This window comes from Allobosea sp. 05T422_2, from assembly GCF_056396265.1.
In genome coordinates this window covers 39,358-64,168 of record NZ_JBFTLD010000009.1, presented here as the reverse complement: position 1 = coordinate 64,168, position 24,811 = coordinate 39,358, and the positions used below count along the sequence as shown (strand labels likewise).

28 protein-coding genes are annotated in these 24,811 nt (G+C 65.3%); 25 read left to right on the top strand and 3 right to left on the bottom strand.

Annotated features, from left to right (window positions below):
• The 11 genes from ureB to AC1DJT_RS03345 all read left to right on the top strand — a co-directional run.
• Positions 1-207, top strand: a 207-nt coding sequence (gene ureB, locus AC1DJT_RS03395; protein WP_476833523.1) for an urease subunit beta, incomplete at its 5' end; no start/stop codon positions are given.
• A gap of 33 nt (positions 208-240) precedes the next feature.
• Positions 241-1,068: a DUF1003 domain-containing protein gene (locus AC1DJT_RS03390; protein WP_441506602.1), complete on the top strand. Its 828-nt coding sequence runs from the start codon at positions 241-243 to the stop codon at positions 1,066-1,068.
• A 41-nt stretch (positions 1,069-1,109) separates the two neighbouring features.
• Positions 1,110-2,846 carry an urease subunit alpha gene (gene ureC, locus AC1DJT_RS03385; protein ID WP_476833522.1) on the top strand — a complete coding sequence of 579 codons (1,737 nt, stop codon included), beginning with the start codon at positions 1,110-1,112 and terminating at the stop codon, positions 2,844-2,846.
• A 133-nt stretch (positions 2,847-2,979) separates the two neighbouring features.
• Entirely contained in the window at positions 2,980-4,020 is a 1,041-nt protein-coding gene (locus AC1DJT_RS03380; protein ID WP_441506600.1) for an ABC transporter substrate-binding protein, read from the top strand.
• Between the two features lie 164 nt (positions 4,021-4,184).
• On the top strand, positions 4,185-4,493 hold the full coding sequence (locus tag AC1DJT_RS03375; RefSeq protein ID WP_113514657.1) for a putative quinol monooxygenase: 309 nt from the start codon (positions 4,185-4,187) through the stop codon (positions 4,491-4,493).
• Positions 4,494-4,519: 26 nt separating this feature from the next.
• Entirely contained in the window at positions 4,520-5,278 is a 759-nt protein-coding gene (gene ureE / locus AC1DJT_RS03370) for an urease accessory protein UreE (RefSeq protein WP_476770117.1), read from the top strand.
• A gap of 6 nt (positions 5,279-5,284) precedes the next feature.
• On the top strand, positions 5,285-5,962 hold the full coding sequence (locus AC1DJT_RS03365; RefSeq protein ID WP_476833521.1) for an urease accessory protein UreF: 678 nt from the start codon (positions 5,285-5,287) through the stop codon (positions 5,960-5,962).
• Complete coding sequence (gene ureG, locus AC1DJT_RS03360; RefSeq protein ID WP_476833520.1) at positions 5,959-6,591, top strand: urease accessory protein UreG; 633 nt, start codon at positions 5,959-5,961, stop codon at positions 6,589-6,591. Before AC1DJT_RS03365 ends, ureG begins: the two co-directional genes overlap by 4 nt.
• A gap of 11 nt (positions 6,592-6,602) precedes the next feature.
• Positions 6,603-7,181 (top strand): HupE/UreJ family protein, encoded by a 579-nt coding sequence (locus AC1DJT_RS03355; RefSeq protein WP_441506596.1) that lies wholly within the window; start codon positions 6,603-6,605, stop codon positions 7,179-7,181.
• 39 nt (positions 7,182-7,220) lie between these two features.
• Entirely contained in the window at positions 7,221-7,805 is a 585-nt protein-coding gene (locus tag AC1DJT_RS03350; RefSeq protein ID WP_441506595.1) for an ANTAR domain-containing response regulator, read from the top strand.
• 221 nt (positions 7,806-8,026) lie between these two features.
• Positions 8,027-9,169, top strand: a complete 1,143-nt coding sequence (locus AC1DJT_RS03345) for an alpha-D-ribose 1-methylphosphonate 5-triphosphate diphosphatase (RefSeq protein WP_476833519.1) — start codon at positions 8,027-8,029, stop codon at positions 9,167-9,169.
• Positions 9,170-9,187: 18 nt separating this feature from the next.
• Here the strand turns inward: AC1DJT_RS03345 and uxuA are convergent, their stop codons facing one another.
• Positions 9,188-10,384, bottom strand: coding sequence for a mannonate dehydratase (gene uxuA / locus AC1DJT_RS03340; protein ID WP_441506593.1), 1,197 nt, complete (start codon positions 10,382-10,384; stop codon positions 9,188-9,190).
• A 53-nt stretch (positions 10,385-10,437) separates the two neighbouring features.
• Positions 10,438-11,187, bottom strand: a complete 750-nt coding sequence (locus AC1DJT_RS03335) for a GntR family transcriptional regulator (RefSeq protein WP_441489175.1) — start codon at positions 11,185-11,187, stop codon at positions 10,438-10,440.
• 77 nt (positions 11,188-11,264) lie between these two features.
• Here AC1DJT_RS03335 and AC1DJT_RS03330 point away from each other — a divergent pair, with 77 nt between their 5' ends.
• The 12 genes from AC1DJT_RS03330 to AC1DJT_RS03275 all read left to right on the top strand — a co-directional run bounded on the left by AC1DJT_RS03330 (position 11,265) and on the right by AC1DJT_RS03275 (position 21,745).
• Positions 11,265-12,458, top strand: a complete 1,194-nt coding sequence (locus AC1DJT_RS03330; RefSeq protein ID WP_476833518.1) for an ABC transporter substrate-binding protein — start codon at positions 11,265-11,267, stop codon at positions 12,456-12,458.
• 100 nt (positions 12,459-12,558) lie between these two features.
• On the top strand, positions 12,559-13,632 hold the full coding sequence (locus AC1DJT_RS03325) for an ABC transporter ATP-binding protein (RefSeq protein ID WP_476833517.1): 1,074 nt from the start codon (positions 12,559-12,561) through the stop codon (positions 13,630-13,632).
• Entirely contained in the window at positions 13,629-14,516 is an 888-nt protein-coding gene (locus AC1DJT_RS03320) for an ABC transporter permease (RefSeq protein ID WP_476833516.1), read from the top strand. The genes AC1DJT_RS03325 and AC1DJT_RS03320 overlap by 4 nt, the downstream gene beginning before the upstream one ends.
• A gap of 4 nt (positions 14,517-14,520) precedes the next feature.
• The gene (locus tag AC1DJT_RS03315; protein ID WP_069882107.1) at positions 14,521-15,351 is read left to right on the top strand and encodes an ABC transporter permease; all 831 of its coding nucleotides are present in this window, start codon (positions 14,521-14,523) and stop codon (positions 15,349-15,351) included.
• A gap of 125 nt (positions 15,352-15,476) precedes the next feature.
• Positions 15,477-16,199, top strand: a complete 723-nt coding sequence (locus AC1DJT_RS03310; RefSeq protein ID WP_441489178.1) for a GntR family transcriptional regulator — start codon at positions 15,477-15,479, stop codon at positions 16,197-16,199.
• A 114-nt stretch (positions 16,200-16,313) separates the two neighbouring features.
• A complete protein-coding gene (locus tag AC1DJT_RS03305; protein WP_476833515.1) occupies positions 16,314-17,165 on the top strand; it encodes a class I SAM-dependent methyltransferase in 852 nt (283 codons plus the stop codon).
• Between the two features lie 110 nt (positions 17,166-17,275).
• On the top strand, positions 17,276-18,274 hold the full coding sequence (gene dusA, locus AC1DJT_RS03300) for a tRNA dihydrouridine(20/20a) synthase DusA (protein WP_441506590.1): 999 nt from the start codon (positions 17,276-17,278) through the stop codon (positions 18,272-18,274).
• Between the two features lie 9 nt (positions 18,275-18,283).
• Entirely contained in the window at positions 18,284-18,745 is a 462-nt protein-coding gene (locus tag AC1DJT_RS03295; protein ID WP_441506589.1) for a PaaI family thioesterase, read from the top strand.
• A complete protein-coding gene (locus AC1DJT_RS03290; RefSeq protein ID WP_476775656.1) occupies positions 18,746-19,162 on the top strand; it encodes a cupin domain-containing protein in 417 nt (138 codons plus the stop codon).
• 70 nt (positions 19,163-19,232) lie between these two features.
• Positions 19,233-19,655 carry an ArsR/SmtB family transcription factor gene (locus AC1DJT_RS03285; protein ID WP_441506588.1) on the top strand — a complete coding sequence of 141 codons (423 nt, stop codon included), beginning with the start codon at positions 19,233-19,235 and terminating at the stop codon, positions 19,653-19,655.
• A gap of 21 nt (positions 19,656-19,676) precedes the next feature.
• Entirely contained in the window at positions 19,677-20,117 is a 441-nt protein-coding gene (locus AC1DJT_RS03280; RefSeq protein ID WP_441506587.1) for an SRPBCC family protein, read from the top strand.
• 68 nt (positions 20,118-20,185) lie between these two features.
• Positions 20,186-21,745, top strand: a complete 1,560-nt coding sequence (locus tag AC1DJT_RS03275) for an MFS transporter (protein WP_476833514.1) — start codon at positions 20,186-20,188, stop codon at positions 21,743-21,745.
• 140 nt (positions 21,746-21,885) lie between these two features.
• Here AC1DJT_RS03275 and AC1DJT_RS03270 read toward each other — a convergent pair whose 3' ends face one another.
• The gene (locus AC1DJT_RS03270; protein ID WP_441506585.1) at positions 21,886-23,112 is read right to left on the bottom strand and encodes an SMP-30/gluconolactonase/LRE family protein; all 1,227 of its coding nucleotides are present in this window, start codon (positions 23,110-23,112) and stop codon (positions 21,886-21,888) included.
• A gap of 314 nt (positions 23,113-23,426) precedes the next feature.
• Here AC1DJT_RS03270 and AC1DJT_RS03265 point away from each other — a divergent pair, with 314 nt between their 5' ends.
• Together AC1DJT_RS03265 and AC1DJT_RS03260 are read left to right on the top strand one after the other, a co-directional pair.
• Positions 23,427-24,260 carry a sulfite exporter TauE/SafE family protein gene (locus tag AC1DJT_RS03265; RefSeq protein WP_476833513.1) on the top strand — a complete coding sequence of 278 codons (834 nt, stop codon included), beginning with the start codon at positions 23,427-23,429 and terminating at the stop codon, positions 24,258-24,260.
• A 36-nt stretch (positions 24,261-24,296) separates the two neighbouring features.
• A complete protein-coding gene (locus AC1DJT_RS03260; protein WP_441506584.1) occupies positions 24,297-24,773 on the top strand; it encodes a GNAT family N-acetyltransferase in 477 nt (158 codons plus the stop codon).
• Positions 24,774-24,811 lie beyond the last annotated feature (38 nt).

The following is a 24,811-nucleotide window of genomic DNA, read 5'->3' as shown; positions in this document are numbered from 1 at the left end:
ATCCAGATCGGCTCCCACTATCATTTCTTCGAGGCGAATCCCGCGCTCTCCTTCGAACGCGAGAAGGCGAGGGGCTTTCGGCTCGATATTCCGGCGGGAACGGCTGTGCGCTTCGAGCCCGGCCAGACCCGCGAGGTCAGGCTCGTGGCGCTCGGCGGCAAGCGCGAGGTCTATGGCTTCCGGCAGGAGATAATGGGTAAGCTCTAGCGAGACCGATGCCGGTGCGGGGTGAGAGTGCCGATGACCGCGATCGCAGAGAAATCGTCACAACAACTGGCCGCGAACGGAAAGAAGCGCGGGACCTGCGCCATTTCGGGTGTCGAGACCAGCCGCAAGAACCTTGTCCCGCTTGCCACGCTGCGTCCTTCCCTGGCCGAGCGCATCCAGTCCGACTTCCCGCAGCTTACCGAGCAGAGCCTGATCAGCAAGGCGGAGCTCGCGCGCTACCGCACGCGCTATGTCGAGGAAATCCTGCGTGAGGAGCATGGCGAGTACACGGAGCTCGACCGTGAAGTCGTCGAAAGCATCGCCAAGCAGGACACCATCGCGGCGAATGTCGAGGACGATTTCGAGGAGCATCGCACGGTAGGGCAGCGCCTCTCCGACGGTCTCGCCGGCTTCGGCGGCTCCTGGGCCTTCCTGATCAGCTTTGGCGTCGTGCTGGCGATCTGGATGATGATCAATGTCGTGGAAGGGATGGACAATGCCTTCGACCCCTATCCCTTCATCCTGCTGAACCTCGTCCTCTCCTGCATCGCGGCGATCCAGGCTCCGATCATCATGATGAGCCAGAAGCGGCAGGAGCAGAAGGACCGTCTGCGCTCGTTCAACGACTATCAGGTCAACCTCAAGGCCGAACTCGAGATCCGCCATCTGCACGAGAAGATCGACCATCTGATCACCCGGCAATGGCAGCGCCTGGCCGAGATCCAGCAGGTCCAGCTCGAGATGCTGCAGGAGGAGAGCCTGCGCGCTACCCGCCGCCGCAAGCCCGCGGGTGCGAAGGCCAAGACGAAGCGGCGCGCTGAGGACCGGCAGCCCAAATCGGAGCCGGATGCATCGGCCTGAGAATTGCTAACACGTCGCAAGAACCGACCAGGGACTTCGAGATGCCCTTTCCCTTTCCGCGCAATGCCTATGCCGCCATGTTCGGCCCGACGACCGGCGATACGGTGCGCCTCGGCGATACCGAACTCGTCATCAAGGTCGAGAAGGATTTCACCACCTATGGCGAGGAGGTGAAGTTCGGCGGCGGTAAGGTCATCCGCGACGGCATGGGCCAGAGCCAGGTCAGCAATGCCGCTGGTGCGGTCGATACCGTCGTCACCAACGCGCTKATCCTCGACCATTGGGGCATCGTCAAGGCCGATATCGGTATCCGGGCCGGGCGCATCTGCGCCATCGGCAAGGCCGGCAATCCAGATATCCAGAACGGGTTCGGAAACTTCAATCCGTCCGAGACCATTATTGTCGGCCCCGGAACCGAGGTCATTGCCGGCGAAGGCAAGATCATCACCGCCGGCGGCTTCGACAGCCATATCCACTATATCTGTCCGCAGCAGATCGAGGACGCGCTGATGAGCGGCCTCACCACGATGCTGGGCGGCGGCACCGGCCCGGCCCATGGCACGCTCGCGACGACCTGCACGCCCGGCCCCTGGCATCTCGGCCAGATGATCAGGGCGGCCGACGCCTTCCCGATGAACCTCGCCTTTGCCGGCAAGGGCAATGCCRCGCTGCCGGGCGCGTTGACGGAAATGATCGAGGCCGGCGCCTGCGCGCTGAAGCTGCATGAAGACTGGGGTACGACACCGGCCGCGATCGACAACTGCCTCTCCGTCGCCGACGACTACGACATCCAGGTGATGATCCACACCGACACGCTGAACGAGAGCGGTTTCGTCGAGGACACGATCGCGGCCTTCAAGGGCCGCACCATCCACGCCTTCCACACCGAGGGGGCCGGCGGCGGCCATGCGCCCGACATCATGAAGGTGGCGGGCCTGCCCAATGTGCTGCCGTCGTCGACCAATCCGACGCGGCCCTTCACGGTCAACACGCTCGACGAGCATCTCGACATGCTCATGGTCTGCCATCACCTCTCGCCCTCTATCCCCGAGGATCTCGCCTTCGCCGAAAGCCGCATCCGCAAGGAGACGATCGCGGCCGAGGACATCCTGCACGATCTCGGCGCGCTCTCGATGATGTCCTCGGATAGCCAGGCCATGGGGCGCATCGGCGAGGTCGTGACCCGGACCTGGCAGACCGCGCACAAGATGAAGGTGCAGCGCGGTCCGCTGCCACAGGACGCCGGCACCGGCGCCGATAATTTCCGCGCCAAGCGCTATGTCGCGAAATACACGATCAATCCGGCGATCGCGCATGGCATCTCGCGCCATATCGGCTCGATCGAGATCGGCAAGCTAGCCGATCTCGTGCTCTGGTCGCCGGCCTTCTTCGGCGCCAAGCCCGATCTCGTCCTCAAGGGTGGCATGATCGCGGCTGCGCCCATGGGCGATCCCAACGCATCGATTCCGACGCCGCAGCCGGTGCATTACCGCCCGATGTTCGGCGCCTTCGGCAAGGCCGTGACCACGACATCGCTGGTCTTCGTCTCGCAGGCCGCGCTGGCGAGTGGCCTCAAGTCCCGCCTCGGTACGGACAAGGAGATGGTCGCGGTCGAGAACACGCGTGGCGGCATCTCCAAGAAGAGCATGATCCACAACGACGCGACGCCCGACATCCGGATTGATCCGGAAACCTATGCGGTGGTGGCGGATGGCGAGTTGCTGGTTTGCGAACCTGCCAGCGAGCTGCCGCTGGCGCAGCGCTATTTCCTGTTCTGAGCGATTGAGTGGCGCCCGGGGCTGTGGACCGCATGGGCGCGCGCCGCTTCCGTATTGACTAGCCCGCTCGCGCATCCTTTCTTCGTCGGCAAATGAATTTGTCAGGCAGACAAGTTTGCCAGGGAGAGAGCTCGTGTCCGGTTTCCGTTTCGCTCGCCAGGCGTCGTTCTGGCTCGCCAGCGCTGCGCTTCTGGCCTCCTATCAGCCCGCTGCGGCGCAGGGGCAGGTCACAGTCTATTGCTCGATTCTCGAAGAACAGTGTCGTGAGGGCGCGACGATGTTCGAGCGCGCCACCGGCATCAAGGTCTCGATGGTGCGCAAGAGCACGGGCGAGGTCTATGCGCAGGTCAAGGCGGAAGCCTCCAATCCGCGTGGCGATGTCTGGTGGGGCGGCCCCGGTGAGCCGCATCTGCAGGCGGCGGAGGAGGGGCTGCTCGACGAGTATCGTTCGCCCAAGCTCGCCGAGCTGCATGATTGGGCACAGCGCCATGCCGAGCAGTCGAAATTCCGCACCTCCGGCATTTATCTCGGCGCGCTTGGCGTCGGCTACAACACCGAGATGCTGAAGAAGAAGGGCCTGCCCGAGCCGAAATGCTGGGCAGACCTGCTCGACCCGGCCTATCGCGACGAGGTCCAGATTGCCGACCCGAGCTCGTCCGGCACGGCTTACGTCTTCCTCGCGACCACCGTGCAGCGCCTCGGCGAGGAGAAGGGCTTCGACTATCTCAAGGCCCTGCACAAGAACATCAATCAGTACACCAAGTCCGGCATTGCACCGGTCAAGGCGACGGCGCTGGGCGAGACGGCGATCGGCATCGCCTTCATCCACGACATGCTGACGCAGAAGCTGCAGGGGGCGCCGATCCAGACCGTCGCGCCCTGCGAAGGCACGGGCTACGAGACCGGCTCGGTTTCGATCATCAAGGGCGGCAGGAATGCCGAGGCGGCGCGCCGTTTCATCGATTTCACGCTCTCGCCCGAGGCGCAGAACATCAACGCCAAGCTCAAGATCAACTCGATCCCGTCGAACAGGAACGCCGAACTCTCTCCCGACGCGCCAAAGTTCTCGGAGATCAAGCTGATCGACTACGATACACCGCGCTGGGGCAGTCCGGCCGAACGCTCGCGCCTGCTGAAGAAGTTCGACACCGAGGTGAAGGCGCGGCCACGGTAAGGGCGGCGAAATCCGGCTCCTCGCCTTCGCAAGCGCATCCCACGCATCCGGACCCTCTGCGCCATTCTGCTGCAGAGGGCGCGGCGGCTGCATCCAGCCCGCCGAAACGTGCGTATTCTCTCTGGGCGGGTGAAGCGCCCTCAGGCACGAGAGGAGAACGCGGTATGTCGGATCCGGTTATCGTCATTGCGCGGGCGCGCATCCGCCCGGAAACCCGCGCAGCCTTTGTCGCTGCGGCGCAAGACTGTATCGCCGCGACACGTCGCGAACATGGCTGTCTCGCCTATGACATGCATGAGAGCATTACGGAGCCCGGGTATTTCGTGTCGGTGGAGAGCTGGGAGCAGCGCGAGCATATCGACCGCCACCTGCAGCAGCCGCATCTTCAGGCGTTCCTCGAGATCGCGGGGGCTTGCGTCACGACKCCTCCGGTGATCGAAGTGGTCGAGCCGCGATCGGTCGATCGCCTCTGATCCATTTCGTTGTCACGGGTACCATCATGCTGCGCGCCACCTCCGTCGTCCGCAAGGCCGCGGTCAAGCAGGACAAGGTCGTCGAGACCCTGACGCTCGACCACGAGGACCGCAATCGCCGCCGCATCGCGCTGAAAGGCGATGGCGGGCGCGAGATCCTGCTCGATCTCGACAAACCGACGGTTCTGAACGATGGCGATGCCGTGAAACTCGAAGACGGCGGCCTGGTCCTGGTCAGGGCCGCTGCGCAGAGCCTGCTCGAAGTGCGGGCCGAGAACCCGCTGCGGCTGATGCGCGTCGCCTGGCATATCGGCAACCGGCACACGCCCGCGGAGATCACGTCGGACGCCATCTATATCGAGAACGACCACGTCCTCGCCGAGATGGTCCGTGGCCAGGGCTGCGCCATGAGCGTGGTCGAACGTCCGTTCCAGCCTGAGCGCGGCGCCTATGATCACGGTCACGCCCACGACCATGAACGCGGTCATGATCACGATCACGCGCATGACGCATCCTGCGGCTGCGGGCACGATCACGGCCACGGTCATCACGAGAAGGGGCACGCTCACGCCGGCCATGATCATGCTCACGATCACCATGGCCACGACCACCACGAGAACAAGCGTGATGATCACGCGAACCATGCCCACGCCCATGCGCATGCCCACGGTGCGGATTGCGGCTGTGGCCACGACCACGGCCATGGCGATCATGATCACAAGCATGACGACGGCCACCATCATGGCGCCGAACACGCGCACAAGGGTCACAAGCACGACCATTGAGGGCTGATGTCGCACGCCCATCTGCGGTTGATGGTCTGGCTTTCGCCGTCCTTCCCGGTCGGCGCTTTTGCCTATTCGCATGGGCTGGAATGGGCCTTCGAGGCCGGCGACCTCACCAATGCCGACACGCTTCGCGATTGGCTCGAGGCGCTCGTCGGCCACGGCTCCCTCCATAACGACCTCGTCCTGTTCACGTGCGCCTACAACGCCCTCGGGGCTGAGGACGGCGCGGCGCTGAGCGAGGTGGCGGAGCTGGCCCTGGCGCTGGCGAACTCCGCGGAGCGGCGGCTGGAAACGGTGACGCAGGGCAATGCGTTCGTCGCGGCCGTTCGCGCCGCCTGGCCCTGCGCGGCATTTGATCGGCTCCGCGCTGCCTGGGAGGGCGACGTCGCCTATCCCATTGCGGTCGCGTCCGCCGCCAGCGGCCATGACGTGCCGCTGCGCCCGGCCCTGGAAGCTTACAGCCTCGCCTTCGTCGCCAATCTGGTTTCGGCCTCGGTCAGGCTCGGCGTCATCGGACAGACCGACGGGCAGAGGATTACGGCTGGGCTGGTGCCGTCCTTGCATGCGGCTGCCACGCGCGCGGAAACCGCGACGCTCGCTGATCTCGGCGGCTGCGCGCTGCGCTCGGACCTTGCGTCCCTGCGCCACGAAACCCAGTATTCGAGGCTGTTCCGCTCATGACCCGCTCTCCCCACGGCCCCTTGCGCGTCGGCATCGGCGGCCCGGTCGGTTCCGGCAAGACCGCCCTGATGGAGGTGCTCTGCAAGCGCATGCGCGATCGTTACGATCTCTGCGCCATCACCAATGACATCTACACCAAGGAGGATGCGCGTCTCCTGACCGTCGCAGGGGCTCTGCCCGAGGAGCGCATCATGGGCGTCGAGACCGGCGGCTGCCCGCATACCGCGATCCGCGAGGATTGTTCGATCAACCTCGCCGCGGTCGAGGAAATGCGCGGCAAATTTCCCGCGCTCGACCTGATCCTGATCGAGTCCGGCGGAGATAATCTGGCGGCGACCTTCTCGCCCGAACTCGCCGATCTGACGATCTACGTGATCGATGTCGCAGCCGGCGAGAAGATCCYGCGCAAGGGCGGCCCGGGCATCACCCGCTCGGACCTGCTCGTCATCAACAAGACCGATCTCGCTCCGCATGTTGGCGCGGATCTTGCTGTGATGGACCGGGACTCAAGAACCATGCGGGGCAAGCGACCCTTCGTCTTCACCAATACGCGGGAGGGCGAGGGCGTCGATGCGGTGGTGGATTTCATCGAGACCGTGGGCGGCCTGAAGGCGATCGCCCCGGGATAGAGGAGGCGAACATGCTGACGCGGTTGACGGGCGCCCTGGCGTCGCTCGTGACGATGATGGCGGCACCCGCCCTTGCCCATACCGGAGTGGGCTCCGTAGATGGTCTCGTTCACGGGCTGCAGCATCCGCTCACCGGGTTGGATCATGCGCTGGCGATGATCGCGGTCGGCCTCTGGGCCGGGCTCGTCGGTGGCAGGGCGCGCATCGCCTACCCCGTCACCTTCGTTTCGGCCATGGCGCTGGCCGGGCTCTGGGCGATGTCCGGCGGACCGCTTCCAGGCGCGGAGGTCGGTATCGCCTTTTCCATCGTCATCCTCGGGCTTGCCATCGCACTCAATCTCGCGCCGCCGCTCGCTGCCGGCGCCCTTGCCTGCGGGATCTTCGCGATCTTCCACGGCTTTGCCCATGGCGCCGAGATGCCGGAGGATGCCAGCGGTGTGAGCTATGCGATCGGCTTTGTGATCGCGACATCTGCCCTGCATGGAGTAGGCTTGCTTCTTGCGGGCCAGCTTGCGGTGCGGATGCCGCAGCTTGCCCGCATCGCCGGTGGTGGTTTCATTCTGGCAGGTGTCGCAATCCTGTCGGGCTGAGGACGGGCCTTATCCTCACTGCGTTAGGCGTCGTGGCTCATGACACCTGCGTTGAAAATTCTGATCGTCGACGCCAACCCGGTCCGGGCTGCCATTCTCGACGAGGGCTTGCGCGAGGCGGGCTTTACCGATCTCGTCCAAATCGGTGCGACAAACGGGCAAGTCACTAGCGTTGAGTCACATGACCCCGATGTAGTCGTGATCGATCTCGCGAGCCCCGACCATCATGCGCTGGCTGAGGCATTTTTGGTCAGCCAGCGCCCGAAGCGGCCGGTCACCCTGTTCGTCGAGCCGCCGGATCCGGCCTTGATCGAGGCGGCCGTCGAGGCAGGGGTCGCGGTCTATGCCGTCGACGGGCTGAACCGGGCGGCGCTCAAGCCGATCCTCCAGGCCTGCATCAGTCGCTTCGACGCTGCCTCGAAGCTGCGCGAGGGGCTGGACGAGGTGCGGTCGCAGCGCGACGACCGCGCGCTGATCGATCATGCCAAGGGGATCGTCATGCGCCTCAAGGGGCTCCCCGAAGCGGAGGCCTATGCCCTGATGCGCCGCACCGCGATGAACGAGAAGCGCAAGCTGGTCGACATCGCCCGTTCCATCATCACCGCGACCGAGGTCTTGAAATGATCCTGGGCCGGAGCGTCACCGTCCTGCGCCTCGCCGATGCCGCCGCTTGCTGATCGCAGTGGACGATGCCGGCTTTGCGGAAGGCCGCCCGGTCGATGACGTTGTCGCCGGTCTCGGTGCGTTGAACAAGGCCGGACGCCATCCTGACCGGCCCGCTTGTCATTCTGCCGTCATGCTGACCCGTCAAGCGCGCCCTCCCAGGGGCTGCGGCGGAGGCGGGCGTGTCACTTCATATCACGGGCGGAACAGTTCTGACCGCCGCGCTCACCCGTGCCGATCTCGTCACCGATGGATCGTCCATCGCTGCGCTCGATGCGTCTCCTCCTGCCGGCGCCTTGCGCCTRGACGCCACCGGCCTGCTCGTCCTGCCGGGCATGGTCGATTGTCATGGTGATGCCTTCGAGCGGCACATCATGCCGCGACCGCGCGTGTCGTTCGATATCGATCTCGCTCTGCGCGATGCCGATCGCGCCATGCTGAGCTGCGGTATCACCACGGCCTTCCACGGCGTCACCTGGTCCTGGGAACCCGGCCTGCGCGGAGCCGGTAATGCGCGGCGCCTGGTCGAGGCGATTGCACGGCTCGGGCCGGAACTTGGGGCCGATACCCGATTTCATTTGCGCCACGAGACCTTCAACCTCGATGCCGAGGCCGAGATTATCGAGTGGCTGCAGGCGGGGCGCGTCGGAGTGCTGGCCTTCAACGACCATACCGGCGGGATCCTCAAGGAGACGACCCGGCCGGACAAGGTCGCCAAGATGGTCGAGCGCACCGGCCTCTCACATGCCGACTTCATGGCCCTGGCGCAGAACGCCCATGACCGCGGCGACGACGTGCCGGAATCGGTCGCGCGGCTGGCGAAGGCCTCGCTGGCCGCCGGCATTCCGACGCTCTCGCATGACGACATGAGCCCGGACATGCGGCGTTGGTATCGCTCGCTCGGCGTGACCGTGGCGGAGTTCCCGATGGATGAGGCGACGGCGCGCGAGGCGGTCGCGCATGACGAGGCGACGGTGTTCGGCGCGCCCAATGTCGTACGCGGCGGTTCGCATACCGGCTGCCCGGCCGCCGAGGATATGGTCGGCAAGCGGCTCTGCACCATTCTGGCGTCGGATTACTATTATCCGGCGCTGCTGCTGGCGCCCTTCATGCTGGCGCGCAACGGCACGGCGAGCTTTCCCGAGGCCTGGAGGCTGGTTTCCGAGGCCCCGGCGGAAGCCCTTGGCCTGGCCGATMGCGGCGTCATTGCGCCGGGCAGGCGGGCGGATCTGATCATCGTCGAGGATGCGCCGCAGCCGCGCGTCGTTGCGACGATTGCTGGCGGCAAGCTGGTGCAGCTCGCCGATCAGCGTCTTCTGGCCTAAGTAGCGTCCCTGGCCTGATCAGGCGTCGTAGCCGCGCAGGCTGGTCAGGGTGGCCATCACGCCGCGCAGCTCCGCGAGGCCGCGCAGGCGGCCGACGGCCGGATAGCCCGGGAAGCTGCCCTTGCCGATATCGTCGAGCAGTTCATGGCCGTGATCGGGCCGCATCGGGATGCGCCAATGGCGCCAGCCGGCGGCCTTGCGGCGCTGCTCCTCGACCATCAGCACATCGACCAGCGCCACCATGTCGGTGTCGCCGCCGAGATGCTCTGCCTCCATGAAGGAGCCGTCCGGATCCTTGGCGACATTGCGCAGATGCGCGAACCAGATCCGGTCGGCGAAGCGCCGGGCGATTCCGGGCACGTCGTTCCCTGGGTTGGCCCCCAGCGAGCCCGAGCACAGCGTCAGGCCATTGGACGGGGTATCGACCGCACTGAGTATGAAGGCGATGTCGCTCTCGTCCGAGCAGATGCGCGGCAGGCCGAAGAGTGGGCGCGGCGGATCGTCGGGGTGAATGCACATGCGAATCCCGACCTCTTCCGCAGTCGGGATCACCGCCTCGAGGAACCGCTTCAGATTGGCGCGCAACCCGTCATGGCTCATCTCATGATAGCGCGCGAGCATGCGCTTCAGGCCGGGCACGTCATAGCGATCATAGGCGCCGGGCAGCCCGGCCATGATATTGGCGAGCAGACGGGCGCGATCGGCCTCGGTCGAGCGCTCGAACCAGGCCTTGGCCCGGTCCATCACCTCGGCAGAGTGGCCGTCGGCGGCGCCAGGTCGCTCCAGCATGAAATGGTCGAAGGCGACATATTCATGCAGGTTGAAGCGCAGCGCCGTGCCGCCGCCGGGCAGGGGGCAGGCGAGTTCGGTCCGGGTCCAGTCGAGAACCGGCATGAAGTTGTAGCAGACCACCTCGATGCCGCAGGCGGCGAGATTGCGCAGCGACTGGCGGTAGTTGACGAAGATCGGCTCGAGATCGCCTTCGCCGATCTTGACGCTTTCATGGATCGGCAGGCTCTCGACCACGGACCAGCGCAGGCCGAGGCTCTTGTCCTTTTCGATGATCGCCTTGCGCGCCTCGATCTCCTCGACGCTCCAGACGACGCCATAGGGAATCTGATGCAGCGCGTTGACGATGCCTTGCGCGCCCGCCTGCCGTGCCTGGGCGAGCGTCACCACATCGTCCGGCCCGAACCAGCGCCAAGTTTGTTCCATCGTCGCGTTCCTTCCTTGTCGTTTCTTGTCGTGATGCAGAGAATGCGGCCGGCTCAGGCCTTGCGGATCGGGGTGTTGGCGACGAAGGCGTCAACATGATTGCGCGCGATCGCCTCGATGGCGTCGAACACCGTGCGCAGATGCGCCCGCATTGCCGTCTCGGCGCCGAGCACGTCGCCGGCGCTGACCTTCGCGGCGATCTCGCGATGCTGGTCCATGATCATGCCGGGCCAGGACGCGGCCTCGAGCGACAGGCAGCGCACGCGGTCAAGCTGCGCCTTGACGCCTTCGATCAGGCCCCAGACCGAGGGGTGGCCCGATAGCCGCGAGAGCTCGGCATGGAAGGCCTCGTCAGCACGGAAGAAATTGACGCGATCGCCCACTGCGAGCGCCTGTTCCTGCTGGGTGATCAGCCGTTCCAGCGCGGCGCGCCCGGCATCGTCGATCCGCTGCGCGGCCAGCGTGACAGTGCGGCATTCCAAGGTTTCGCGCACGAACTGGCTGTCATAGACTGCCGCCAGATCGATCGGCGCGACGAAGGTGCCGACCTGCGGCACGACCACCAGGAAACCTTCGTCGACCAGTCGCTTGAAGGCCTCGCGCACGGGCGTGCGGCTGACCCCGAACTGGACGGCCATCCGCGCTTCCGACATCGCCTCGCCCGGCAGGAGCACCGCGTTGAGGACGTCGTCCCGCAAGGCGCGGTGAATCTGGTCTGTGCTTTGTCGTGCCGCTGCGCTGCCCATTGCCAAGCTCTGGTCCACTAGTATACTAGGATACCGGGCAATCCGAGGCGGCGTCAACGTGAACTTCGCCGAGGCTGATGCCGAAAGGTGTCTAAGAATCCAAAAGCGGTAAATCCGTACCGAAGGGAGAAGTCATGGTCCAGGACAGCATCAATCGGCGCACATTTCTCGGCGGCGTCGCAGGTCTCGCCGGTGCCGCGGCCTATGCGCCGGGCGCCTTCGCGCAGCAGCTCAAGCTGCCGACCTCGCCGGTCGCGCTTTCCGTCGTCGATGTCGCCGGCAATCTGGCGCTGACGCAGAAGGCCATTGAGAATTACCGCAAGGCCAAGCCGAACCTGGTCTCGCGCATCACCTTCACCAAGGCGCCCGCGCCGGAGCTTCCCGGCAAGCTGAAGGCACAGCAGGAAGCGAACCGCGTCGATATCGACATGGTGCTGACCGGGACCGATGCGCTTTCCGCCGGTGTCGACCAGAAGCTTTGGACGCCGCTGTTGCCGCAGCTTGCAGGCTCGCTGCCGAAGCTCGACGAGATCTATCTCGAAGGTGCCGCCAAGATGCAGRGCCTCGCGAGCGGGCAGGGCGTCGTGGTGACCTATTATCCGTCCGGGCCGCTGCTCGAGTACATGCCTGACAAGGTCAAGAAGGTGCCGACGACGGCGGAGGAGCTGCTCGCCTATACCCGCGAGAACAAGAACCGCTTCTTCTATGCGCGCCCCGCCAATTCGGGCCCCGGCCGGACCTGGATCATGGGCCTGCCCTATATCCTCGGGGATTCGAACCCGAAGGACCCGGTCAAGGGCTGGGACAAGACCTGGGCCTATCTCAAGGCGCTGGGCGAGAACGTCGAGTACTACCCGGCCGGCACGGGTGCGGTGATGAAGGAGCTCGGCGAAGGCTCCCGCGACATGACCGTCACGACCACGGGCTGGGACATCAACCCGCGCGTGCTCGGCGTCGTGCCCAAGGAAGCCAAGGTCGGCGCGCTCAAGGGATTCCATTGGGTCACCGACGMGCACTACATGTGCATCCCGAAGGGCGTCTCTGACGAGAAGCTCGCGGTTCTGCTCGACCTGATGAACTTCCTGCTCACCAAGGAGCAGCAGGCCTACACCTATGACGAGGGCTATTTCTATCCGGGTCCGGCGGTGAAGGGCGTGACGCTCGACATGGCGCCCGCCGATAGCCAGGCGGCGATCAAGGAATACGGCCGCCCCGAATACGAGAAGCTCATCGCCGAGGCTCCGCTCGAGACGCCGCTCGACCCCGACCAGATGGTGCTCGCCTTCCGCCGCTGGGACGAGGAAGTCGGCGGCGCCAAGCGCAAGTGAACGAAACCCGCTAACGACAGCGAGCCGGTTCCGGCCGGCTCGCTTCGCCGTCACATTTCCTGACTGAACCCATCAGCCGCTTTCCAAAGACGTGACCTAAATGACGATTCACGCTGCGAACTTCCGCGAGCTGCGGCTCGACAATCTGAGCCGCGACTTCGGCACTCACAACGCCGTCAAGGACGTGTCGCTGACGATCAAGAAGGGCGAGTTCATCGCGCTTCTCGGTCCGTCGGGCTGCGGCAAGTCGACGACGCTGAACCTGATCGCGGGCCTTCTGCCGGCGACGGGGGGCGGCATCTGGCTCGATGATCGGCGCATCGACCCGCTGCGGCCCGAGGAGCGCGGCTTCGGCATGGTGTTCCAGAATTACGCCCTCTTCCCGCATATGAGCGTGAAGCGGAATATCGGCTTCGGTCTGAAGATGCGCGGCGTCCAGAAATCCGAGATCGAGCGGCGTGTCGGCGAAGCCGCAGCCCTGGTCCGGTTGCAGGGCCAGACCGAAAAACTGCCCGGCCAGCTCTCCGGCGGACAGCAGCAGCGTGTCGCCATCGCCCGGGCCATCGTCGTCGAGCCGCCGCTCGTGCTGATGGACGAGCCGCTCTCCAACCTCGATGCCAAGCTGCGTCTCGAGATGCGCGCCGAGATCCGCCGCATCCACAATACGCTCGGCGCAACCACGATCTACGTCACGCATGACCAGKAAGAAGCGTTGTCGCTKGCCGACCGCATCGTCGTGATGCGTGACGGCGAGGTCCGTCAGGTCGGTGGGCCGGAAGACCTGTTCTCCCGCCCCGACCATCTCGATGTCGCCGAGTTCATGGGCTTCCGCAACAAGGTCGCCGGTCGCGTCGCCTCTGTCGAGGGCGAGCGTGCGACCGTCACCGTCGGTGACGCCAAGATCGTCGGGCGGGTGCGTGGCGCGGTGGCGCCCGGTGCTCAGGCCTGGCTCGCGATCCGGCCGGAGGATCTTCACCCCGCAACTGCCGGGGGCGCCGGGCTCAAGGCGTCCGTCGTCTCGACCGAGTTCCGCGGTCGCGAATTCGTCGGCTTCTCCCGCATGGCGGATGGAACCGATCTCTCCTTCCTGGCGCATGACCGCATCGCGCCGGGCGGCGAGGTCACTCTGGCGGCAGATCCCGATCGCGTCCTGGTTTTCGGGGGGGCGGCGTGAGCGCGACGACATCCATCCCCCTCAGCCAGAGGCTCGCCGCACGCGGCATCGATTCTCTGACATTGCTGGTTCTGCCAGCGGTGTTCTTCCTCTTGGCGCTGTTCATCTACCCGTTCCTCTATGGGCTCGTGCTCTCCTTCACGCCCAAGACCGGGCCGATGCTGGCGAACTACACGCGCTTCTTCTCGGATTCCTTCCTGTACGGGACGATCGCGACGACGCTCTGGCTGGCACTGCCGGTCACGATCGTGACGCTTCTGCTGGCGATCCCGATCGCCTTCCGCGTGCGGATGATGAAGCATCAGCGCCTGCTGACCACGATCCTCGTGATCCCGATCACGCTCGGCACGGTTCTCGTCGCGCAGGGCCYGTTGAATTATCTTGGCCCCCAGGGCTGGTTTAACCGTACCCTGCTGACGCTCGGGCTGATCTCGACGCCGGTGAAGCTCCTGCACAATTACTGGGGCGTCTGCATTTCACTCGTCATCACCGGCTTCCCCTTCACCTTCCTGCTGACCCTGTCCTACCTCTCCGGTGTCGATCCGGCGCTCGAGCAGGCGGGTGCGACGCTGGGCGCCGGGCCCTGGGAACGGTTCAAGCACATCCTGCTGCCGCTCCTGCTGCCGGGTCTGGCGATCACCTTCTGCCTCAGCTTCGTGCAGGCCTTTTCGGTCTTTCCCTCGGCGGTCTTGCTGGGGGCGCCGGCCGGGCCGACGCGCGTCATCTCGATCGCGGCCTATCAGGCTGCCTTCGAGGAGTATGATTATTCGATGGCGTCTGCCGTCGCGATGATCATGGGCGTGGTGCAGCTCAGCATTGTCGTCGTCGTGCTGGCCGCGCGCGGCATGCTCTACCGTGGCCCCGCCGGTGGCGGGAAGGGCTGAGATCATGGTCAAGGATACCCGCCTCTCCAGCAAGCTCTGGGCTGCCGCCAACTGGACGCTCATCGGCTTCTTCATCCTCAATCTCGGCGCGATGATCGCGACGGTGGTGACCAGTTCCTTCGCGACCCGCTGGCTTGGCACATGGCTGCCGGCCGGCTGGACCACGCGCTGGTATTCGGCCGCCTGGAGCGAGTTCCAGCTCTCCGACGTGCTGAGCGTGACCTTCCAGATCGTCTTCCTGGTCGTGTTCCTCTCGGGCCTGCTCGGCGTTCCAGCCGCCTATGCGCTGGCGCGGCGGGACTTCCCGGGCAAGAAGCTCGTCATGCTGCTGTTCCTGCTGCCGTTGCTGGTGCCCCCGATCACCTTCGGCATCCCGCTCGCGACGGTGCTTTACAAGCTCGGTCTTGCCGGCGGCATGTCGGGTGTCGTGCTCGCCAATCTGGTGCCGACGGTTCCCTTCGTCATCCTGGTGATGATCCCGTTCATCGAGCAGATCGACACCAAGATCGAGGCGGCCGCCCGCGTCTTCGGGGCGAACACCTTCAAGCTCTTCATTCACGTCCTGCTGCCCCTGCTGATGCCGGGCATTCTGGCTGCATTGCTGCTGGTTCTGGTCAGGACGATCGCGATGTTCGAGCTGACCTTCCTGACCGCAGGCCCGACCAGCCAGACACTCGTCGTCGCCCTCTATTATGCGGTCTTCGCTGCGGGCGTCCGCGCCGTGCAGTCGATCGATGCCATGGCGGTGATCTACATGATCACGACGCTGATCTGGCTGGTGATCGCGCTGCGCTTCGTTAACCCGACGCAGATTGTCGCCCGCGCCAAGAAATAGAATGCCGAAGTGACCCCGGCCGCCTTTGGGCGGCCGGGCCCCTGCGACGTATGGGCATGGCGACATCCACCATACCGGTATGCTAGATAGACCAACGGATGGGGGATGAGCGGGACGCTCTGCCCATGACGATGGAACCCAGCCTCCGCCTTAAGGATCCGATCGCTCCGCAACTGGTTTCGTCCTTGCGGCAGGCGATTATTGCCACGCAGCTCAGGCCCGGCGAGGCGCTCTCCGAAAAAGATATCGCCGGCCGCTTCGGCGTCAGCCGTCAGCCGGTCCGTGAGGCCTTCATCAAACTCTCCGAAGCCGGTCTCGTGCAGGTCCTGCCGAGCCGYGGCACCTATGTGATGAAGGTTTCGATGCGGGCGATCGCCAATGCCCGCTTCGTGCGCGAGGCGGTGGAATGTGCCATTGCGCGCGCGGCCAGCGCATTGATCACCAAGGACGACGTGATGCGGCTGCGCTGGCTGATCGAGCGTCAGCGCGAGGTGTCTGCCCTCGCCGATCGCGCTGCCTTTGCCGTGCTCGACGAGAATTTCCACCAGACCCTGGCCGAGATCGTCGATTGCGACTACGCCGCCCGCATCGTCGAAGGTGCTCGCGCCCAGACTGACCGCGTCCGCTATCTGTCGCTGCCCGGTGCCTCGCCGGTTCCGCTGCTCGTTGCGCAACACGCTGCGATCCTCGATGCCATCGAGGCCGGAGACGCCGATGGAGCCGAATGCGAGATGCGCAGGCATTTGCGCGAGATCCTCAACGCCTTGCCCCGGATTGCGCAGAACTATCCCGAGCTGTTCGAGGACGAAGTCATGCCGGCACATACGCAGGTGCTGCACAGGCCCTGATCGGCGGGCCCAGGGGCTCAGGGAGCGTCCGAGACCCGTGCCGATCGATCCAGCAACGTGATCCGGGATCGCCCAATGGTGCGCAGCCAGACCACCCGAAACATGGCGCGGYCAGTGCAGACTGATCCCGAGTCATTGCTGTCCGAGAAAGTGACCCTGACCAGGGAGCGGGAAACGCTCCTCATCACCCTCTACGCCAAGGGCGAGGAAAGCCGCCTGCGGGATTCCCTGCTGCATGATCGCTTCGCCGCGAGCGCGGTCCGCCGGATCGACTATGACTTCCGGAAACTGGGCGTCAGCCGGGATGACATGATCGCGCTGGCGATGCGGGCGCATATTTTCGATGGCTGGACCAGTGATTTCATCATGCGGCATCCCGATGCGACGGTGCTGCATCTCGGCTGCGGCCTCGACAGCCGGGTCTTCCGGATCGATCCGCCCCCGAGCGTACGCTGGTTCGATCTGGACTATCCCGACGTCGTCGCGCTCCGCCGGCGTCTCTATCCGGAAAGACAGGGTTACACCCTGATCGGTTCCCCGGTGACGGAGTCGGGTTGGCTCGATGACGTGCCTTCGGGCCGGCCGACAATGATCATTGCGGAGGGGCTGCTGATGTATCTCCGACCGGATGCCGTGCCACGGCTGATCAAACGGCTGGTTGCGCATTTCGGGCATGGCGAACTGGCCTTCGATGCCTTCAGCCCGTTCGGATTATGGCTTGTCAGCCATCACCGCGCGGTGCGGGCGACCGGCGCCACGCTGTTATGGAGCATCGACGAGCCGCGCGAGCTTGAAGACCGCATTCYCGGGCTGAAGCTCAGGAATGACCTGACCGCCTATGATCCGCGCGGTTATGACTCTGCCCAGATTGCCAGAATGTCCTGGCCCGCCCGTCTGACGGTCCTCTTCCTCTCCGCCTTTCCGCCTCTCGGGCGCATGGGCCGGCTGCTCCGCTTCCAGTTTTGAGCGCGGCAGATCGCCGGGCTGAATCCCATGCGCAAAACCGGTCGAAAATTGCCTGGTTTCGCGTATAAGGGCGCGTGAAGCTCAACACGCGCCGCCCATGTCCGGATAAAATGCAGCACTATCAGTCATATCGATTCTCCGTCGCACCGATGATGGATTGGACGGACCGGCATTGCCGCGTCATCCATCGCCTGATGTCGCGCCGGGCGCGGCTCTATACGGAGATGGTGACGGCGCAGGCGGTGATCCGCGGCGACCGGCAGCGCCTGATCGGCTTCGACGCGATGGAGCAGCCCGTTGCCTTGCAACTCGGCGGCAATGATCCGGCCCTGCTGGCCGAGGCCGCGAAGATCGGCGCCGATTTCGGCTATGACGAGATCAATCTGAACTGCGGCTGTCCCTCCGACCGCGTGCAGGGCGGGGCCTTTGGCGCCTGCCTGATGCGGGAGCCCGCGCTGGTCGGTGACTGCGTCGCGGCGATGAAGGCGGCGGTCTCCGTCGCCGTCACCGTCAAATGCCGCATCGGCGTCGATGATCAGGATCCGGAAGCAGCGCTCGATGCCCTGACCGCCAGCGTGCGCGCCTCCGGCGTCGATGCCCTTATCGTGCATGCCCGAAAGGCCTGGCTGCAGGGATTGTCGCCGAAAGAAAACCGCGAGATCCCGCCGCTCGACTATGAGCGCGCCTATCGTCTGAAGGCGGCAAATCCGGACCTGATCGTGGCGATCAATGGCGGCATCCGCGCTCCCACGGAATGGCCGGCTCACTTGGCGCATCTCGACGGCGTGATGATCGGCCGCGAGGCCTATCAAAATCCCGAGGTGCTGCTGCAGGTCGACCCGCTGCTCTTTGGCGAGGCGGCTCCGGTCGACGATGCCTTCGCCATGCTGGAGGCGCTCGAACCGCATATCGCGACGCATCTCGAGAAGGGTGGCCGGCTGCATGCCTTCACCCGTCATCTCGTCGGGCTGTTCCCGGGCCGCCGGGGGGCGCGCCAGTTCCGCCGCCATCTCGCCGAGCATTGCGTCGGAAGCGAAGCGGGGCTGGCGGATTTGCGTGCGGCTGTCGCCCATGTCTCGCGCTACGAAGAGGCGGCCGCCGCTGCATAGGAGTCTGCCATGACCGTGCCCGACCAGTCGCTTCCAGATGCGGACGTGGTCAGGCGCATCGAGGCGAGTTTCGGCAAACAGGCCTTCATGACGACGCTCGGCGCCCGGCTTGCTCGTGTCGCTCCTGGCGAGGTCGAGATCGAGCTGCCGGTCTCGGCCCATCTCACCCAGCAGCACGGCTTCGTCCATGCCGGAGCGGTCGCCACCATCGCCGATTCCGCCGCAGGCTATGCGGCGCTGACGATGATGCCGCCGGGCACCGGCATCCTCACTGCCGAGTTCAAGATCAATCTTCTTGCGCCTGCTGCCGGCGAACGGCTGGTGGCGAAGGGCAGGGTGGTCAAGGCCGGCCGCACCCTGACGCTCGCGACCGCCGAAGTCTTCGCGCTGAAGGACGGCGCGGCCAGGCTCTGCGCGATGATGACGGCGACCTGCATGACCATTGCCGGTCGCGACGGCGTGTCCGACTGAATGCGTGCTCCGACCGCGGAAGAAGGCAGCGCCATGGATATCCTCGATCACGCCACTCAGCCGCAGGAACACTGGCGCGACGGGGTGAGGACGCTGATGCGCGTTTCGGCACGGGTCGAGAGCCGGCAGCTCTGCATCTTCGAGCAATATTGCGAGCCCGGCCTGGGCGCGCCGATGCATCTCCACGCCGTCGAGGAGGTGCTCGAAGTGATCGAGGGCACGGCCGAGATCACCCTGCGCGACGAGACCCGGACCGTGACGGCCAATCAGTCGGTGCTGATTCCGGCAGGCGCCCGCCATGGCTTCAGGAATGTCGGCGCCGGAATCCTGCACGTACGCGCCACCCTGGCCGCATCCATCTTTGAAGCGTCCTATGACGATCGCAACGAACTGTCCCGGCGCTATGTGCCGGATTGAGTGTGCCGGCGTGGCGCTGGATGGAGTAGGCGCCTCGTAGCCGCGTCTCCTGCCCCTTGGTCACGAGCGCTTGACGCTGCCTGAATCGATGCCTAAACTTAACTCAATGGTTAAGTATCAAGAGCCGTCGCTCGACCGCACMTTTGCCGCTTTGGCCGACCCGACGCGGCGGGCGCTTCTGGCGCGGCTCGAAGGGGTGGATTCCGTCTCGGTCAGTGACCTAGCGCGACCCTTTCCGGTCACGCTGCCGGCCATCATGAAACATCTCGACGTGCTGTCGGATGCCGGGCTGATCACGCGGGAAAAGACAGGCCGCACGGTATCGTGCCGCCTGAACGCCGCACCGATGGAGGAAGCTATGGGGTGGCTGCGCCGCTACGAGCGCTTCTGGCGTGAGAAACTCGATGCGCTCGAGGCCTATTTCAACCGCCCGCGCAAGGATCGGGAGCCTGATCGCGGCGCGCCACCATGCAAGACCAGCGACAAGACCTGATCGATCGACCGGAGGATAATCATGGACAAGAAGGTCGAGACCGCGCCCAGCCTGACGATGAAGCGGCGGCTCAATGCGACGCCGGCGGAGGTCTACCGCGCCTGGACGCAACCGGAACTGCTCGCGCGCTGGTTCGGGCCGGAGAATGTCCGGGCCGAGAAGGCGGAGATCGATGCGCGCGTCGGCGGCCATTATCGCATCTCGATGCGCGGCAGTGATGGTCAATTGCATCACGTGTCCGGCGAGTATCACGAGGTCGTCGAAAATGAGCGCCTCGTCTTCAGCTGGGCCTGGATCTCGACGCCGGAGCGCGTCTCACGCGTGACGGTGACCCTCAAGCCGGACGGGGATGTCACCATCCTGACGCTGCTTCACGAGCAGTTCTACGACGAGGCCGCGGCCGGCCGCCATGTGCATGGCTGGACAGGTTCGCTGGTCAAGCTGGAGCAGCTCTTCTCCTGACAGAGCCGGGCGAGCTCAAGGGACATCATCACCAAGGGGCGGCAACGCCTCCGGAGCCTTCAATAACGATGCACGATCAAGCCCCTCAGGCCGGTCGGCGCGAATGGATCGGCCTTGCCGTCATCGCGCTGCCCTGCCTGCTCTATTCGATGGATCTGACGGTCCTGAATCTCGCTGTGCCGCAGCTCAGCGCGGAACTCAGGCCCAGTGCCTCGCAACTGCTCTGGATCGTCGATATCTACGGCTTCATGATCGCCGGCTGCCTGATCACCATGGGCACGCTGGGAGACCGGATCGGCCGGCGCCGGCTGCTGCTGATCGGTGCGGCGGCGTTCGGCCTCGCATCGATCCTGGCCGCTTTCGCCAATAGCGCCGGCACGCTGATCGCGGCGCGCGCCGCATTGGGTGTGGCGGGGGCGACGCTCGCGCCCTCGACGCTCTCCCTGATCCGCAACATGTTCCTCGATCCGCGCCAGCGGACCGCGGCCATCGGCATCTGGATCGCCAGCTTCTCGGCGGGCGGCGCGATCGGCCCGCTGGTCGGCGGCATCATGCTCGAGCATTTCTGGTGGGGCTCGGTCTTCCTGATCAATGTGCCGGTGATGGTGCTGCTGCTCCTGCTCGGCCCCGTGCTGCTGCCGGAATTCCGCGACCCGAATGCCGGCAGGCTCGATCTTGCAAGCGCCGCCATGTCGCTCGTTTCCGTGCTGGCCGTGATCTACGGGTTGAAGCGGATTGCCGAGGATGGCCTGGGCTGGCTGCCCATCATGGCGATCCTGGCTGGGATGGCGCTTGCCGGCCTCTTCCTGCGCCGCCAGGTGCGCCTGGCCGAACCGTTGGTCGATCTGGCGTTGTTTCGCTCCAGGGCCTTCAGCGCTTCACTGACGGTCAACATCCTCGGCTTCTTCATCGCCTTCAGCAGCTTCCTCTTCACCGGTCAGTATCTGCAGCTCGTGCTGGGAATGAAGCCGCTGGAGGCCGGGCTCTGGTCCCTGCCCTCTGCGCTTGGTTTCATCCTGGGATCGATGTTCGCGCCCCGTATCGTCGGCAGYGCGAGCCCTGCGCATGTCATGGCGGGCGGCTTCACGTTGACCGCGTTGGGCTTTGCGACGCTGGCCGGGATCAGCCATGTCGAAGGCCCCATGATCATCGTCGCCGGGACGGTTCTGCTCTCGCTGGGGCTCGCGCCGATCGTCACGCTGACGACCGATCTCGTGGTCGGCAGCGTTCCGCCCGAGCGCGCCGGCACGGCGTCGGGCCTGTCCGAAACGAGCGCCGAGTTCGGCGGCGCTCTCGGCATCGCCATCCTCGGAAGCGTCCTGACTGCGCTGTATCGCTATCAGATGGGCCTGGCCGTGCCGTCGGGCGTGTCGCCGGAGGCGGCCGCTGCTGCGCGTGATACGCTCGGTGGCGCATTGACCATTGCAAAGGAGGTCGCGGGGACAGCCGGGGCAGACCTGCTTGCGACGGCGMGTGCGGCCTTCACACGCTCCTTCGCCATCACGGCGGGGCTCTGTTCGGCGATTGCGGTCCTTGCCGGCCTCTTTGCGGTCGTGATGCTGCGTGGCGTTGGTGGCGGCCCGGACCAGCACCACGAGGCCGGCGCGCCGGCTCCGGTTGCGCGCTAGCTGCCGCAGCTGCGACGGCTAGATCATCGGACCGGAAATCGTATCCGGTCCGATGATCTAACCCTTTGTGTTTGCATCGGCTTTTCCGAAAACCGCAATCCACTTTTCGGGCCGATGCAATAGCGCGAGACGGTAAGAGGTCAGCCCGGCCCGGCGCCCTGCGTATTGACATAGACCGCGTAGATCGACTGGCTCGCTGCCATGAACAGGCGGTTTCGCTTCGGTCCGCCGAAACAGATATTGCCGCAGACCTCCGGCAGGCGGATGCGCCCGATCAGCTTGCCCGCCGGGTTGAACACCTGCACGCCATTATAGCCGACGGCGCGGCCGGCATTGCTCGAGACCCAGAGATTGCCGTCGACATCGCTGCGTATCCCGTCGGGCCCGCATTTCACGCCGTCGAGCATGCAATCGGAGAAGAGCTTCTGATTGCCAAGCTTGTTGTCGGCACCGACATCGAAGACATGAATGTCGCCCTTGCCGCCGGGGCCGGTATCGCCCGGCCCCTTTCCGGTCGAGACAACGTAGAGCTTCTTGAAATCAGGCGAGAAGCAGAGCCCGTTCGGGTCCGGCACCTGTTCCTCGGTGACGACGCGGTCGATGCGGCCGGACGGGTCGATGCGATAACAGTTCGTCGGCAGTTCGCGTTTGGCCATGCCGATGCCGGCGAGCTGGCCGAGCCGCGGATTGAGCCGCCCACTCGGGTTGCTCGGACCTCCGGCGGCGTCCGGCGCGCCCTCGTAGAGTTGGCCGCCATAGGGCGGATCGGTGAACCAGTAGCTGCCGTCGGGATGGGCAACGATATCATTGGGCGAGTTCAGTTTCTTGCCCTCGAAACTGTCGGCGAGCACGGTCGCCGACCCGTCGAGCTCATAGCGCACGACGCGGCGGTTCAGGTGCTCGCAGGAGAGCTGGCGGCCCTGGAAGTCGAAGCTGTTGCCATTGCTGTTGCCTGACGGTGTGCGGAAGATGCTGACCCGTCCGTCATCTTCCAGCCAGCGCAATTGCCGATTGTTGGGGATGTCGCTCCAGACCAGATAGCGACCCTGCGCGTTCCAGGCCGGTCCTTCGGCCCAGAGCGCGCCGGTCCAGAGCCGCTGGATCGCGCTGTTGGGCTGGGCATAATTGTTGAACACCGGGTCGACCGCGAGGACGTCGGGATCGGTGAAATAGGTTGTCGGGGCGCCGTTGCGGCTGAAATCCCGGGGCGGGCTGGTAATCGTGCTGGGCGGTCCGACCGGGCCGGACGGGGCCTGGGCGAGGGCTGGGTTCGTCGCCATGGCGAGCGCGCCGGTTCCCATCGCAGCGATGAGATGTCTCCGTGAGAGCTCCGGGCGTTGCTGCGTGTCAGTCAGTTGATCTGTCATCTTTAACCTCCCTGAGTGGCTTTTGATGAGATATCCCCCCGACCCTGTGGCCTTCGTCTCCGTGCGAATATTGTCCTTTCCTGTCAGGCTAGACTTAAGGCCGCACTCAGCACTGCCAACACTGCAGCAACCGGTCGAGCCTCTGCCGCTTGCGAGCGGGATTGCAGCAGCGGCATGGACAGGCAGTCCCCTGTGCGCCCCAGGGCCATACAATCACCGAAACTGCCGCAGACATAGCGGCCTTGCCGCGCAAGCCTTGCCCCGGCGCGCAAAATCGCCCAGAGGTGGCCGCCCGCCGCCAACGGATTGTTTCTATGATTGCTGGAATCCCCTTGGGCGATCTCGCCTTTCTTGCCGTGTCGCTGGTTCTGGCCGGTGCGGTCACCGGTGTTCTCGCCGGGCTCTTCGGCGTCGGCGGCGGCGCGGTCATCGTGCCGATCCTCTACGAGGTCTTCCGCGTCATCGGCGTGCCGGAGGAGGTGCGCATGCCGCTTTGCGTCGGCACCTCGCTCGCGATCATCATCCCGACCTCGATCCGCTCCTTCAACGCCCACCGGGCCAAGGGGCTCGTCGATCTCGACATTCTCAAGGTCTGGGCGGTCCCGGTCGTGCTCGGCGTCATGGGCGGCAGCTATATCGCGCGCTATGCGCCGCCCGACCTGTTCAAGATCATCTTCGTCGCGGTCGCCGTGGTGAGCGCGATCCGCCTGCTCTTCGCCTCGGACCGCTGGAAGCTCGGCGATGACATGCCGGGCAAGGGGCTGATGACGGTCTATGGTGGCATCATCGGCGTGCTCTCTGCGCTGATGGGCATTGGCGGCGGTCAGCTCTCCAGCCTGTTCATGACGTTTTATGGCCGACCGATCCATCAGGCCGTGGCGACCTCCTMGGGCCTCGGCGTGCTGATCTCGATCCCGGGCGCGTTGGGCTATATCTATGCCGGCTGGCCGAAGATGGACGTTTTGCCGCCGCTCTCGCTCGGCTACGTCTCCTTCATCGGCTTCCTGCTCTTCATCCCGACCAGCATCTGGACGGCCCCGATCGGAGCGCGGCTGGCGCATCGGCTCTCCAAGCGCAAGCTGGAGGTCGTCTTCGGCATCTTCCTGCTCTTCGTCGCGAGCCGCTTCATCTGGTCGCTGCTGTTCTGATCGATCCGGCGAGCTGCATGCGGGGCGAGGGCGCGCATGGTCACGACCCGACTGGCGACACCGGCTGACCATCCCGGGCTGATGGCCGTGCTCGTGGAGATGCAGGGCCACTACGCGGTGCCGTGCCCTGCGCCCGAGGCCATTCTGGCAGGGCTTCGCGATCGACCCGCCGGCACCGAGATCCTGCTGGCGGTGGAGCACGCCACGATCACCGGCTTTGCCGCCGTCGCTGCGATCTATCCCGGGCCAGGCCTCCAGCCTGGCTTCTTCCTCAAGGAGCTCTATGTCGCGGCGTCCGCGCGCGGCAGCGGTTCGGGGAAGGCGCTGATGCGGGGGCTGGCGCGGCTGGCGCTCGAACGCGGCTTCCAGCGCATCGACTGGACGGCGGCGCGCGATGATCTTGGCCTGAGGGGCTTCTACGAGGCGCTCGGGGCTGCGCCGCATCCCGACAAGATCTTCTATCGGCTGACCGGCGATGCCTTGCAGCGGCTGGGGCGCGAAGCCGAGGCTTAAAGCACCGGCCCGAAAAGTGGATTGCGGTTCTCGGGAAA